We start from the raw sequence: 13281 nt of genomic DNA, 5'->3' as shown, positions 1-13281 counted from the left end.
GCAGGGGCTCCCTGCCGCGATCGCCCGGCCCGACTTGTCAGGCCGGAGCGCTTGGGATATATTCGAGGCTCACAGTCGAGAAAGCGTACCGATCCTTCGAGATGCACACAGCCGCCATCCACAATCTGAACGGCTTCAACCGGGCCCCCGCTGCGGACCTGGTTCTTGTGCTGCGTCTGCTGCTGCCGTCAGGCAGCTAATCTCACTTCCCACAGATCACTGAACACCCTCACCTGGCCCCCGCGGCGGGCAGAGTCCATAATGCTCTGCTATAGTGCGCGTTCGCCACGCGGGGGGGGCGATATACAGCATGATTCCCGGTGAACAGACATGAGCCAAGACAAGTTAATCATATTCGACACGACCTTGCGCGACGGCGAGCAGAGCCCCGGCGCGTCCATGACCAGGGAAGAGAAGATCCGCATCGCCAAGGCGCTGGAGAAGATGCGCGTGGACGTGATCGAGGCCGGCTTCCCCATCGCCAGCCCCGGCGACTTCGAGGCGGTCAGGGCCGTCGCCGAGTCGGTGAAGGACAGCACCGTGTGCGGCCTGGCCCGCGCCCTGGACAAGGACATCGACCGCGCCTGCGAGGCCCTCAGGGGCGCCAACAGTGCGCGCATCCACACCTTCATCGCCACCTCGCCGATTCACATGAAGATGAAGCTGCGCATGGAGCCCGACCAGGTGGTCGAGCAGGCCGTGCGTGCAGTCAAGCGTGCGCGTCAGCACACCGACAATGTGGAATTCTCCCCCGAGGACGCCGGGCGCTCCGAGATCGATTTCCTCTGCCGCATCATCGAGGCGGTCATCGATGCCGGCGCCGGCACCATCAACATCCCGGACACGGTCGGCTACAACGTTCCGGCCCAGTTCGGCGATTTGATCCGCACCCTGATCGAGCGCGTGCCCAACGCCGATAAGGCGGTGTTCTCGGTGCACTGCCACAACGATCTCGGGCTGGCCGTGGCCAATTCGTTGTCGGCAGTCATGAACGGCGCCCGCCAGGTTGAATGCACCATCAACGGCCTGGGCGAGCGCGCCGGCAACGCCGCGCTGGAGGAGATCGTGATGGCGGTGCGCACCCGTCAGGACATCTTCCCCTGCAACGTGGATCTGGACACCACTCAGATCGTGCCCTGCTCGCGGCTGGTCTCCGGCATCACCGGCTTCGTGGTTCAGCCCAACAAGGCCATCGTCGGGGCCAATGCCTTCGCCCACGAGTCCGGTATCCACCAGGACGGCGTGCTCAAGAGCCGCGAAACCTACGAGATCATGCAGGCCCAGGACGTGGGCTGGTCGGCCAACCGCATCGTGCTGGGCAAGCACTCGGGCCGCAACGCTTTCCGCAGCCGCATGCACGAACTGGGCATGGAGTTCGAATCCGAGGAGGCGCTCAACGAGGCCTTCGCCCGGTTCAAGGATCTGGCCGACAAGAAGCACGAGATCTATGACGAGGATCTGCAGGCCATCGTCACCGAGGCCAACCTGGAGGCGATCAACGAGCGCTACAAGCTGGTCGCCCTGCGGGTATGCTCGGAAACGGGCGAGACGCCCCGGGCCGACATCGCCCTGGCCATCGACGGCAAGGAGTACAAGGCCAGCGAGACCGGCGGCGGTCCCGTGGACGCGGCCTTCCGCGCCATCGAGTCCATCGTGAACAGCGGTACCGAGCTGCAGCTGTATTCGGTGAACAACATCACCAGCGGCACCGATGCCCAGGGCGAGGTGACAGTGCGGCTGGAGCGGGCCGGACGCATCGTCAACGGTCAGGGTGCGGACACCGATATCGTCATCGCCTCGGCCAAGGCCTATCTGAATGCGCTCAACAAGGTGATGGAGCCCGGCGAGCGCGAGCATCCGCAGCTGGGCGATGTCTGATGCCTGAGCGGGCCCGGCAGCTGGCCTACCTGCAGCGCATGGGCATCGAGGCCTGGGTGCGGCGGGTGCCGCCGGCGGCCGAATCGCCGGCGATCGCGCCGGAGCCGGTTGTCGAGGCAACGCCGGGCCCTGAACCGGAACCGGCAGCCGCAACCGCAGCTGCCGATAATGATGCAGTGGCGACGCTGGGCTGGGAGGCGCTGCGCGAGCGGGTGCTGGGCTGTACCGCCTGCGCGCTTCACACCAGCCGCACCCAGGCGGTGTTCGGGGTGGGCAACCCGGAGGCCGACTGGCTGATCGTGGGCGAGGCGCCCGGCGCCGAGGAGGACCGGCGCGGCGAGCCCTTCGTCGGCCGTGCCGGGCAGTTGCTCGATGCCATCCTCCGGGCCGCCGGTCAGGACCGCACAAGCGCCTATATCGCCAATATCCTGAAATGCCGGCCGCCCAATAACCGCGACCCGGAGCCGGAGGAGATCGGCTGCTGCCAGGACTATCTGGCCCGCCAGATTGCGCTGATCCGGCCGCGCCTGATCCTGGCCGTGGGCCGCATCGCCGCCCAGCACCTGCTGGCCACGGACCAGCCCATCGGTCGGCTGCGTGGGCGGGTGCATCGCTGGGGCGAGGCCGGTATCCCGCTGGTGGTGACCTACCACCCCGCCTATCTGCTGCGCTCGCCCGGCGAGAAGCGCAAGGTCTGGGAGGATCTGCAGCTGGCCATGCAGAGTATCCGCGAGCCGGCGGAGGCGGCGCGGCAGTGAGCGCCGTCCCCTGTTTCGAGTCCGGGCGGATCCGGCCCATGACCTCGGACGACCTGATGGCGGTGATGGAGATCGAGCGGCGGTGCTATCCGCATCCCTGGACCGCCGGCATCATGCGCGACTGCCTGCGCGTGGGTTACAGCTGCTGGGTCTATGAGCGCGATCAGGTCATCCAGGCCTATGCGATCCTGTCCGTGGCGGCGGGCGAGGCCCACCTGCTCAACCTGTGCGTGCGCCCCGAGGTCCGCAGTCAGGGGGTCGGCCGCCGCCTGCTGCAGCATGTGATCATCACCGCCGGTCGTCTGGGGGGCGATACCCTGTTCCTGGAGGTGCGCCCGTCCAACAAGCCGGCCCTGGCCCTGTACGAGAAGCTCGACTTCAGCGAGGTCGGGCTGCGCAGGGCCTACTATCCCGGCCACCAGGGGCGGGAGGACGCCATCGTGATGGCCCGCCCGCTGAACTGATCCTGCATCGGGTAGTACGGGTAGGATGGGTGGAGCAAAGCGTAACCCATCAGCGGGCATCCGCGATGGGTTACGGCGCCCGCGCCTTCACCCATCCTACCCGTTCTCCTCTTGGGTGGCGTCGGCCGCACCGGTACAATAGATATCTTTCCGCACCAGCATCGAGAAGACCCCGAATCATATGTCGAATATCGCCCAGGAGGCGGCCCGCCGCCGTACCTTCGCCATCATCTCCCACCCTGACGCGGGCAAGACCACCCTGACCGAGAAGCTGCTGCTGTTCGGCGGCGCCATTCAGCTCGCCGGTACCGTCAAGGGGCGCAAGTCCACCCGCCACGCCACCTCCGACTGGATGGCGATGGAACAGCAGCGCGGCATCTCGGTGACCTCCTCGGTCATGCAGTTCCCCTACAAGGACCGTATCGTCAACCTGCTGGACACGCCGGGACACGAGGACTTCTCCGAGGACACCTACCGCACCCTGACCGCGGTCGATTCGGCCATGATGGTGATCGACGTGGCCAAGGGCGTGGAGGCGCGCACCATCAAGCTGATGGAGGTGTGCCGGCTGCGCACCACGCCCATCTTCACCTTCATCAACAAGCTTGACCGCGAGGGCCGCGAACCGATCGAACTGATGGACGAGGTGGAGGAGGTGCTGGGCATCCGCTGCGCCCCGGTGACCTGGCCCATCGGCATGGGCCGGCGCTTCAAGGGCGTGTATCACCTGCTCGAGGATACGGTGCACCTGTACCAGCCGGGCAAGGGCAGCACCCGCCAGGATGTGACCGAGATCCCCGGGCTGGACAATCCCGAACTGGATGCCGTGCTCGGGTCCCAGGCTGCGGAGTTGCGCGACGAGATCGAACTGGTCAAGGGCGCGAGCAATGAATTCGATGTCGCGGCCTACCTGCGAGGCGAGCTCACGCCGGTATTCTTCGGCTCGGCCATCAATAATTTCGGGGTGCAGGAACTGCTGGATTATTTCGTCGAGTACGCCCCTGCACCGCAGCCGCATGTGACTGATGCGCGGGTGGTGGAGCCGGAGGAGGAGAAGTTCAGCGGTTTCGTATTCAAGATCCAGGCGAACATGGATCCGCAGCACCGTGACCGCATCGCCTTCCTGCGCGTATGCTCGGGCCGCTATACCCGCAACATGAAGATGCGCCAGGTACGCATCGGCCGCGATGTGCAGGTGGCCAATGCCATGACCTTCATGGCCGCCGAGCGCGGCCAGGTGGAGGAGGCGTATCCGGGTGACATCATCGGACTGCACAATCACGGCACCATCCGCATCGGCGACACCTTCACCCAGGGCGAAGAGTTGAAATTCACCGGTATCCCTAACTTCGCCCCGGAACTGTTCCGCCGCGCCGTGCTCAGGGACCCGATGCGCATGAAGGCATTGCAGAAGGGGCTGGATCAGCTGTGCGAGGAGGGCGCGACCCAGTTGTTCCGCCCGCTGCGCAACAACGACCTGATCCTGGGGGCGGTCGGCGTGCTGCAATTTGAGGTGGTCGCCCAGCGCCTGCGCGACGAATACAAGGTGGAATGCGCCTTCGAGCCGATCTCGGTGGCAACCGCGCGCTGGGTCGCGTGCGAAGACGACAAGCTGATGCAGAAATTCCGCGACAAGGCCTACGAGAACCTGGCCCTGGATCAGAGCGATGAACTGGTCTATATCGCACCCACCCGGGTCAATCTGCAGATGGCCCAGGAGCGCTTCCCCGAGGTGGAGTTTCACGCCACCCGCGAGCACTGAGACAGCCCGTAGGTCGGGTTAGCCCGTCAGGGCGTAACCCGAAAGCCACTGCGGTCATGTGGGGTTACGCTCCGCTAACCCGACCTGCATGCACCTTGAACTGGCACAGATGAGCGCCGCTGGTGCGAAGCCGTGGCAGCGTCTGCCGGTGCGCTTATCCCAACCTCATGTTTTTGCTTGATACCCAAAGCTGGCACGAAACCTGAAAGAGGCTGACTGTCTGCAGGTGCAGTCACGCGCATGCAGCCATTGTCTCTCCTCTACTACTGACTTGAGGGATGCCATGCATCCCTCTTTTTTATTTCCGGTCCGGATCAGGGCAGATCCTCGAAGCGATAGCCCTTGGGTACCACTACAATGCCGCCGGGCGAGACGCTGAAGCGCCTGCGATCGGCTTCGGCGTCATAGCCGATGCGCTCCTGCGGCGGAATGCGCACATCCTTGTCGACGATGCAGTTGCGCAGCTGCGCCCCTTCACCGACGCGGACCCGGTCGAACAGGATGGCGCCCTGGATCTGGACCTCGTCGTCAATGAAGACGTGCGGGAACAGAATGGAGTGTTGCACGCTGCCGCCGGCAATGACTGCGCCGCCGGCGACGATGGAGTTGATGAAGATTCCCTCGTTGCCGGAACTGCCCGGAACGGTGCGTGCCGGCGGTGTCTGCGGCTGGTAGCTGCGAATGGTCCAGTCGTCCTGGTACAGGTTCAAGGCCGGCAGCGGCTTGAGCAGTTCCATGTTGGCCTCGTAGTAGGCGTCGATGGTGCCCACGTCGCGCCAGTAGCGGTCCGGCAGTACCCGCCCCGTTTCGCCGCCGAAGGGGTAGGCCTGCACCCGGTGCTCCGCCAGCAACCGCGGCAGGATGTCCTTGCCGAAATCGTGACTGGAATCCTCCCGTTGATGATCCTCCTGCAGTGTGCGCTGCAGCAGTTCCATGGAAAAGACATAGATGCCCATGGAGGCCAGGGCAAGATCCGGGTGCCCGGGGACGGCTGCGGGCTGTGCCGGCTTTTCCTGAAAATCCGTGATGCGCTGCCCCGCATCCACCCTGACCACGCCGAAACTGCCCGCCTCGGCCAGCGGCACCTGCATGCAGGCGATGCTGACATCGGCATTGGTTTCCCGGTGCCGGCGCAGCATGGCGGCATAGTCCATGCGGTAGATATGATCTCCGGACAGGATCAGGACCTGCTCGGCGCCGCTGCGTTCCAGCAGATACAGATTCTGGTAGATGGCATCGGCCGTGCCGGCGTACCAGCGTTCGCCGGTGCGCATCTGCGGCGGTACGGCCGTGACATATTCGCCCAGTTCGGGATTGAAGATGGACCAGCCGTCGCGCAGATGCTTGTTCAGCGAATGCGACTTGTACTGGGTCAGCACCAGGATGCGGCGCAGGCCCGAGTGCAGGCAGTTGCTGAGCGAGAAGTCGATGATCCGGTATTTGCCGCCGAAGGGGACGGCGGGCTTGGCCCGGTCCGAGGTCAGGGGCTGAAGGCGTGAACCGACGCCGCCGGCGAGGAGTATGGTCAGGGTCTGTTCCAGCATCTGGCAAGGTCCTGCATGTATGCGTGATTGAAGTGCACCGGGCTGTATCCGTGCCCGCGCACAGATCGCAAGCATCGGTAGCTGAAGCTTAGCAAGCCCCATGCCGGTGCGAAGGGGGTTTTTTCAACCCCATGAAGGGAAGAGCAATTTCGCTGTTGCCGGGAGCGGGGGGTGCAGGAGAGGCGCCAGTGATGCGGTTTTGACCCGCGCGGCGCACCGAACCCGTGCGTGAATCAATCTTCACAGGTTGTTCTGGTGCGCCCGGACGGTTGCCAGCGTCGTGACAGGGTCACTGTGCCGGCGTGAAGCTGAATTTCTGGCCGCCGATGGACGCCTCGTACATCAGCCCGCCCTTGGCCAGGGTGAACACGGCCACTCCGTTGTTGTAGTCGGCATCGGCCGATGCGCCCGCGGTGGCGGCCACTGCGGAAGCCTGGGCGCTGAACTCGAAGTTGCCCGAGGTGAAGTCATCCAGCATGGCCTTGTCCTTGAAGAAGATGATCTCGCGGTAGGCCTGGCCGCCCAGCTGAAAGCCGAGGGTGACCTGGGTCAGGGTGACGCTGCCGATGGCGCCGCCCTGCCGGAATACCCGGCCCTTGCCGTAGGCGCCCCCGATACCCATGCCGCCCTTGCCGACGGTGGGGAAGACGGCATAGCCATGGGCCTGGTCGAAGAAGACCTGCATGCTCGGGTCCCTGTTCTTGAAGGCGGCGATGGCTTCGTGCACCCCGGCGTCATCACCCGGCTGGTCCGCATCCTTCTCCTTTGCCAGCGGATTCCAGCCGGACTGGGCCGGCAGGGCCGGCAGCAGGCAGATGAGCAGCAGTAAGGGTCTGAGCAGGTTCTTCATGACGTGCCTCGTATGTGAATAGGTCAGATTCAGGCCGCGCAGAAGGCCTCGATGCGTTCGATCTTGTGCCGGTGCCAGAGGCGGTAGAAGTGCCGCAGTTCACGGGTGAGACGCTGACCGCGGCAGGGACGCAGGAACCGCTCGTAGAGGCTGCGGCAGTAGCGCTTGGCATGGTGATTGGCGGTGCTGTAGCGCTGATGTTCACTGCGGTCGAGTTCAGGACTGTAGCGCACCCGCTCGAACAGCAGCGGATGCAGTTCGTCCGGGATGCCGCCGAGCTGGCGGGCGAACAGGGCCGCGGCCAGGCAGTACTTGTCCACCTCGGCCTGCAGCTCCATCTCCAGTTGCGAAATGGGCCGGTCGTGGCCGAGGTTCCAGGCCAGGTAGACGAAGTGACTCACCCCTTCCAGCGCAGTGAGGAATTCGTTCAGGTTGCCACGGTGCAGTGAGTGCAGCGGGTTCTGGGCGCGCAGGCGCTCCACGATGACCTGGTGCAGGTAGAGCGAAACGTCGATGTCTTCGCCTGACTGTTCGATCAACAGCTTTTCCGGGATATCCCGTGGCCGCGGGCTGCGGTCGAGCAGGGCAGCCAGCCGCTGGTCGGTGATGAGAAAATCCTCGACATCCAGCCCGATGTCGATCTCGTAGAGTTGTTCCAGCAGAGATTGCAGGTGGCGCAGCTGCATGCGGATGTCCTCCCTGTCAGGGTAGCGGCAGCCCCGGAAGGATTATTAATGCATACACACGCGCGGCTGAGAAGCCCGTTGCCGCGGTGTGCGCGCCTGTCGAGTGTCCACTCAGTCCTGCGGCGGTGCCTGCGGCTGCAGCCGATAGACCGCGCGCTCCAGTCTGGGCAGCCGGAAATGCTGCTCGCCCGGACGCACCTGGAGGATGAAGTCTTCGGTCCGGAACGGTCCGATCCGGCTGGGTGCCGTCATCAGGCGGTAGTTGCCGGTAGCGAGTTGGCGGGTCTGCAGCTGCCAGTGGTCGCCGGCGTCGTGGAGGCGGTAGCCGCTGAACGGGGCGGCCAGCGGCTCGCCGATGAAGATGCCCTCCCCGGGCATGGCCACGCTCTTCCAGTAGGCCTCGAGCAGGGTCGCGCCCTGCAGGTAGTAGGCCATGAGGATACCGGGATTGGGGAACTTGCCGATGTAATTGCAGGGTTCCTTGACCGCGCCGAAGCTGCCGGTCGCGCCGGCCTCCAGCCAGCGCAGGGCGCTCATCTGCCAGCCGGCCGTGAGCTGGCCGGCGCCCGAGGTCAGGTGATCGGCGATGGCGCCGGGAACGAAGCCGAGGGTATCCAGGCCCTGCACCCGTTTCTGGCCGGTGAAATAGAACAGCACGTCATCGCGGTCGTACAGATGGTCCTGCTGCAGCGATTCGATCCGCAGATAGTTGCCGAACACCTCATGAATGCGTGGGAAAAATGCGGCACGGATGGTGCGCGCCTTGTCCGAGGTGTCCAGCAGATAGGCCGTACCCGACGGCCAGCTGCCATCGCTGGCGACCCCGCGGTCGATCAGCACCCTTGCGGCATCGAAATCCAGAGCGGCGATGGACAGGGTGGGGCGCAGATTGTGATCCTGCCAGGGCTGGAGGCTGGGGCTGTTGTAGTACTCGCCCTGCGCCGTCGGGGTGCATTTGCTGCCGCGCTCCGAACACCACTTCTCATCGAAGCCGCCGTAGGCAATGGCGGTGGTGATGGACATGCACTTGACGCGATAGGGTTCCACCCAGGTCAGGGCATAGGCCTGGACGGAATCAGGGGTCTGCGCCGCGATCCGGGCCTGAATGGAGGCGAATTCCCGGTCGCCGATCTGCTTGCGTCCGGTCGGGATGCGTACATGGATCAGGTTCTGCTCGGGGATGTCGCGTGCCTGCCGGTAGTATTCGGCAATGCGTACGCTCAAGGGGTCCTCGTCGTTTACGATCACGCCCAACTCCTGCGGCAGGATGCGGGCCTTGGGCATCAGGATCTCGGGTTTCGCACCCTCCGCCCGGACCTGGGTCGTGACGACAACGAACAGAAGGGTAAGGAATGTGTTGAGTGTACGGATCGCTGATTTTTTCATGGTCCGGGCTTGTACATGATATGCAAACACTTTGCGCCTCTGCGTCTTCGCGTTCTCCGCGTTATTGCCGCAAACGCTAATAATAGTATCGTAGGTCGGATTAGCCCGGAGGGCGTAATCCGACGTCAGTCATTGAGCTGTCGGGTTGCGCTGCACTAACCCAACCTACGAGACTAATAATAGCTCCGCAGCTTCAGTTCCTCCGGACACATGTGCAGGTAGCTCTGGTTGGCGATATAGTCATTCGGAAACCGGCGGAAATGATGATTCAGCAGGGTGATGGGTACAATACGGGGTACCCGTCCCAGTCGGTAGGCTTCGATGAGTTCCAGCAGTTCCTGCTTGTCGTCGCTGTCGAGCTGCCGCTTCAGATAGCCCATCAGGTGATGCAGGACGTTGGTATGGCGTTTGGCCGTGGCGCGCACCTGCAGGGCGCCCATGAATTTCCCGATATAGGCATCCGCCAGTGGGCGCAGCGGTCCCTTGCCGGCATCGGCGACCAGCTGACCGAGTTCCTTGTAATACTTCGGTCCGTGCGCCATCAGCGCCAGCTTGTGGCGGGTGTGAAAATCGATCAGGGCGCGGACGGTCAGTCGCTGCCGGTTGAGTTCCTGCCAGCGCCGCCAGGCGAAGACCCGTTCCAGCCAGTTGTCGCGCAGCATCGGGTCGCCCAGCCGGCCCTCCTCCTCGCAGGGAAGCAGCGGATGGGCGGCCATGAATTCACGCGCATACAGGCCCACGCCCTGGCTGCTAACGCCGCCCTTGTCGGTGTAGAGCTTGACCCGCTCCATGCCGCAACTCGGTGATTTGCTCTTGAAGATGTAGCCGGTGAGGTCCGTCAATTCCCGCGCCTGCCGGCGGCCGTAGCGGACCAGCTTGTCGGTGACGTCGAGGGAGGCATCCTTCACCCCGACCGCGCGCGGCGCCTCCGGCGCGCCCAGCAGCCGGATGGTCGGCCGTGGCACGCCCATGCCGATGGCGACCTCGGGGCAGACCGGCACGAATTCAAAGAACTCGCCCAGGGTGCCCAGGATATAGTTGTCCTGCTTGTGGTTGGCATCGAAACGCACCCGCTGACCGACCAGACAGCTGCTGATGCCGATGCGGATGGGCAGGCGGTCTGTTTCCTCGTGCGGCATGGTCATCCTTCTTTAAAAAGCGCCACGGAATACACGGAAAGCACGGAAAGGATTGTTGCAGAAACCATGCAGTTCCTCCGTAGGTCGGGTTAGCCCGAACGGGCGTAACCCGACGTGCCTGCCGCGAGTGTCGGGTTACGCTGCGCTAACCCGACCTGCATGGCTGGCCCAATCATGGCATGAATTGCGGTTGTCGTAACCGTCATCGTCATCCCCGCGCAGGCGGGGATCCAGTGACCGCAGCGGTATCTGGATTCCCGCCTGCGCGGGGATGACGGGTAAAGTGTCAGACAGAAGCTGGGCTGATTCATTTGTACTGTCCGTGCTTTCCGTGTATTCCGTGGCGCTTTTTGAATCATCTCTCCGCGCCCAGCGCCTTGGCCCGGCGCAGGCGTCCCTGGCGCATGGTGGCGTAGGCCTCGCTGCTCCAGTTGCCGGCCTCCGGCCAGCCGCTGACCTCGTTGCACACGATCTGGGTCAGGGCCTCGATGTGATCGGTGCGTTCGTTCAGTGCCGGGATATACTCGAAGCGCTTGCCGCCGTGCTCCAGGAACAGGGCCTTGTTCTGCATCTGGATCTCCTCCAGCGTCTCCAGGCAGTCGGCGCTGAAGCCGGGGCAGATGACCTGCACCCGTTCCACGCCGGTTTCGGCCCATTCCTTCAGCGTGGCGTCGGTATAGGGTTTCAGCCACTCCTCGCGGCCGAAGCGCGACTGGAAGGCGAGTTGCCACTGGTCCTCGTTCAGCTGCAGCGCCTCGGCCAGCAGCCGCGCGGTCTTGTGGCACTGGCAGTGATAGGGGTCGCCCTGGTCCAGGTAGCGCCGCGGCAGGCCATGAAATGACATCAGCAGACGGGCGTTGTCACGGCCATGCGCCTCCCAGTGCTCGCGCACGCTCGTCGCCAGGGCCTCGATATAGGCATGCTGATCGTGATAGTGGGTGACGAAGCGCAGCGACGGGACCCAGCGCCAGCGCTTGAGGATATCGGTTACGGCGTCGAAGGTGGAGGCGGTGGTGCTGGCCGAGTAGTGCGGATACAGCGGCAGCACCACGATGCGCCGGGCATTGGCCTGGCGCAGTTCCTCCAGGGCCTCGGCGAGTGATGGCTCGCCGTAGCGCATGCCGAGGCTGACCTTGACCGGTCCGGGCAGGCGCGCCAGCAGCTGGGACTCCAGCGCTTCGCGCTGGCGCCGGGCGATGTTGAGCAGGGGCGAGCCGTCTTCCTCCCAGACCGAGGCATAGGCGTGGGCCACCCTGCCTGGGCGGAAGCGCAGGATCACCCCGTGCAGGATCAGCCACCACAGCGGCCGCGGGATCTCCACCACGCGCGGATCCCAGAGGAATTCGGCCAGATATCTGCGCACGGCCCGGGGCGTCGGTGCCGTCGGGGTGCCCAGATTGGTGATCAGTACGCCCAGCCGTTCGTGCGCGTCGTGGTGGAAGTCGGTTTCGCCTAGGTAGCGGTTCATGGGGTCCCTGCCCTGCGCTGTTGGGGTGATGGGTAGGATGGGTGAAGCACAGCGCAACCCATCGTTGTCCGCCGGCCGGGTGATGGGTTACGGCGCCGCGCGCCTTCACCCATCCTACCTGTTGTTCAGGGGAAGTATACCCAAGTGATACAGGCGTCGACACAACGCCGGAGGGGAGCGGAGAGGCGGGATCAGGCCGAGTCGGGCTGGGAGAACCGGTGCTGATCTTCCTCGACGGGATCGGCCAGCAGGTACTGGATCTTGCCGACCTGTTCCAGCCGGCCGTGGAAGGCCTCCAGGCAGCGGGGGTCGAAGTGGGTGCCGTTGTGCCGATCCATGAAGCTGATGGCCTCGCGCGGGGTCCAGGCCTGCTTGTAGGGGCGGTTCGAGGTCAGGGCGTCGTAGACATCGGCCACCGCCACGATGCGGGCGGCCAGCGGGATCTCGTCGCCGCGCAGACCGTTGGGATAGCCGGTGCCGTTGAACTTCTCGTGATGGCCCAGGGCGATGACCGCCCCCATCTGCAGGAACTGGGAGGGGCTGTCCTTGAGAATCTCGTAGCCGATGACCGTGTGCTGCTTCATGATCTCGAATTCTTCCATCGGCAGTTTGCCCGGCTTGAGCAGGATCTCGTCGGGGATGCCGATCTTGCCGATGTCGTGCATGGGCGCGGCCAGTTCGATGATCTCGCAGTCCTCGCGCGACAGCCCCAGTTCCTCGGCGATCAGCCGGGCGTACTTGGCCATGCGGATGACGTGGTTGCCGGTTTCCTCGTCACGGTACTCGCCGGCCTTCGCCAGTCGCAGCAGGGTTTCCTGCTCGCGCACCCGGATGGCGCTGGTGGCTTCGGAGACCTGTTTCTCGAGCCAGTGGTTGCGGTCGCGGATGATCTTGTGCTGGCTGAACTGGGTGAGCAGGTTGCGGCAGCGCACCCGGCACTCGATATGGTCGATGGGTTCGATCAGGGAATCGGTGGCGCCGGCATCGAGGGCGGAGTAGCGGGCGTACTTGTCGTTGTATTCGGTGAGGATGATCAGGGGGAGGTGGGCGCAGTTGGGAAGTTCCCGGACCCGGCGGATGAATTCCACACCGGTGATCTCCGGCAGATCGTAGCGGGTGATCACCAGGTCGGCCGCATGCCAGGTCAGCCAGCGAATGGCCTCATGCGGATTCAGGAAGGCCTCCACGCGCATCTGATGCTGGAACGTGTGTGCCAGCTCGGTCAGCGTGGTGCGGCTTTCTGACTGATCGTCGACAATCAGAACGGTTGGCATCGAGTTTCCTGTGCCAGTTTTTGTTATCGGGCTCCCCGGACGCCCCCCTTGCTGCATGCGTCCTGATCCGTG

11 protein-coding genes are annotated in these 13281 nt (G+C 64.4%); 4 read left to right on the top strand and 7 right to left on the bottom strand.

Going from position 1 to position 13281, the window contains the following annotated elements; genetic code table 11:
• Positions 1–330 precede the first annotated feature (330 nt).
• From CFK21_RS12680 to CFK21_RS12665, 4 genes are all read left to right on the top strand, one after another.
• Positions 331–1878 (top strand): 2-isopropylmalate synthase, encoded by a 1548-nt coding sequence (locus tag CFK21_RS12680; protein WP_096367000.1) that lies wholly within the window; start codon positions 331–333, stop codon positions 1876–1878.
• Entirely contained in the window at positions 1878–2636 is a 759-nt protein-coding gene (locus CFK21_RS12675; RefSeq protein ID WP_096366999.1) for a uracil-DNA glycosylase, read from the top strand. The genes CFK21_RS12680 and CFK21_RS12675 overlap by 1 nt, the downstream gene beginning before the upstream one ends.
• Complete coding sequence (gene rimI / locus CFK21_RS12670; RefSeq protein WP_231971515.1) at positions 2633–3100, top strand: ribosomal protein S18-alanine N-acetyltransferase; 468 nt, start codon at positions 2633–2635, stop codon at positions 3098–3100. The genes CFK21_RS12675 and rimI overlap by 4 nt, the downstream gene beginning before the upstream one ends.
• 181 nt (positions 3101–3281) lie before the next feature.
• Positions 3282–4862: a peptide chain release factor 3 gene (locus CFK21_RS12665; RefSeq protein ID WP_096366998.1), complete on the top strand. Its 1581-nt coding sequence runs from the start codon at positions 3282–3284 to the stop codon at positions 4860–4862.
• 314 nt (positions 4863–5176) lie between these two features.
• Here the strand turns inward: CFK21_RS12665 and glgC are convergent, their stop codons facing one another.
• From glgC to CFK21_RS12630, 7 genes are all read right to left on the bottom strand, one after another.
• Positions 5177–6406: a glucose-1-phosphate adenylyltransferase gene (gene glgC / locus CFK21_RS12660; protein ID WP_172844305.1), complete on the bottom strand. Its 1230-nt coding sequence runs from the start codon at positions 6404–6406 to the stop codon at positions 5177–5179.
• A 289-nt stretch (positions 6407–6695) separates the two neighbouring features.
• The gene (locus tag CFK21_RS12655) at positions 6696–7256 is read right to left on the bottom strand and encodes a YSC84-related protein (RefSeq protein ID WP_096366997.1); all 561 of its coding nucleotides are present in this window, start codon (positions 7254–7256) and stop codon (positions 6696–6698) included.
• Positions 7257–7285: 29 nt separating this feature from the next.
• Positions 7286–7942 carry a hypothetical protein gene (locus tag CFK21_RS12650; protein ID WP_096366996.1) on the bottom strand — a complete coding sequence of 219 codons (657 nt, stop codon included), beginning with the start codon at positions 7940–7942 and terminating at the stop codon, positions 7286–7288.
• A gap of 111 nt (positions 7943–8053) precedes the next feature.
• On the bottom strand, positions 8054–9226 hold the full coding sequence (locus CFK21_RS12645; RefSeq protein WP_157745678.1) for a TIGR03790 family protein: 1173 nt from the start codon (positions 9224–9226) through the stop codon (positions 8054–8056).
• A 275-nt stretch (positions 9227–9501) separates the two neighbouring features.
• Positions 9502–10467, bottom strand: a complete 966-nt coding sequence (locus CFK21_RS12640; RefSeq protein WP_369801207.1) for a YbgA family protein — start codon at positions 10465–10467, stop codon at positions 9502–9504.
• 355 nt (positions 10468–10822) lie between these two features.
• Positions 10823–11935, bottom strand: a complete 1113-nt coding sequence (hemH, locus tag CFK21_RS12635; protein ID WP_096366993.1) for a ferrochelatase — start codon at positions 11933–11935, stop codon at positions 10823–10825.
• Positions 11936–12126: 191 nt separating this feature from the next.
• Positions 12127–13209, bottom strand: coding sequence for an HD domain-containing phosphohydrolase (locus tag CFK21_RS12630; protein WP_096366992.1), 1083 nt, complete (start codon positions 13207–13209; stop codon positions 12127–12129).
• Positions 13210–13281 lie beyond the last annotated feature (72 nt).

Origin of the sequence: Thiohalobacter thiocyanaticus (assembly GCF_002356355.1) — a bacterium.
Lineage (GTDB): Bacteria > Pseudomonadota > Gammaproteobacteria > Thiohalobacterales > Thiohalobacteraceae > Thiohalobacter > Thiohalobacter thiocyanaticus_A.
Note: the sequence above shows the minus strand (reverse complement) of the source record. Positions and strands in the feature narration are given on the sequence as shown.

What these genes read in the sequence shown, in the direction of transcription:
- CFK21_RS12680 (WP_096367000.1), top strand. Translation starts at nt 331, where the DNA reads ATGAGCCAAGACAAGTTAATCATATTCGACACGACCTTGCGCGACGGC.
- CFK21_RS12675 (WP_096366999.1), top strand. Translation starts at nt 1,878, where the DNA reads ATGCCTGAGCGGGCCCGGCAGCTGGCCTACCTGCAGCGCATGGGCATC.
- CFK21_RS12665 (WP_096366998.1), top strand. Translation starts at nt 3,282, where the DNA reads ATGTCGAATATCGCCCAGGAGGCGGCCCGCCGCCGTACCTTCGCCATC.
- glgC (WP_172844305.1), bottom strand. Translation starts at nt 6,406, where the DNA reads ATGCTGGAACAGACCCTGACCATACTCCTCGCCGGCGGCGTCGGTTCA.
- CFK21_RS12655 (WP_096366997.1), bottom strand. Translation starts at nt 7,256, where the DNA reads ATGAAGAACCTGCTCAGACCCTTACTGCTGCTCATCTGCCTGCTGCCG.
- CFK21_RS12650 (WP_096366996.1), bottom strand. Translation starts at nt 7,942, where the DNA reads ATGCAGCTGCGCCACCTGCAATCTCTGCTGGAACAACTCTACGAGATC.
- CFK21_RS12645 (WP_157745678.1), bottom strand. Translation starts at nt 9,226, where the DNA reads ATGCCCAAGGCCCGCATCCTGCCGCAGGAGTTGGGCGTGATCGTAAAC.
- CFK21_RS12640 (WP_369801207.1), bottom strand. Translation starts at nt 10,467, where the DNA reads ATGCCGCACGAGGAAACAGACCGCCTGCCCATCCGCATCGGCATCAGC.
- hemH (WP_096366993.1), bottom strand. Translation starts at nt 11,935, where the DNA reads ATGAACCGCTACCTAGGCGAAACCGACTTCCACCACGACGCGCACGAA.
- CFK21_RS12630 (WP_096366992.1), bottom strand. Translation starts at nt 13,209, where the DNA reads ATGCCAACCGTTCTGATTGTCGACGATCAGTCAGAAAGCCGCACCACG.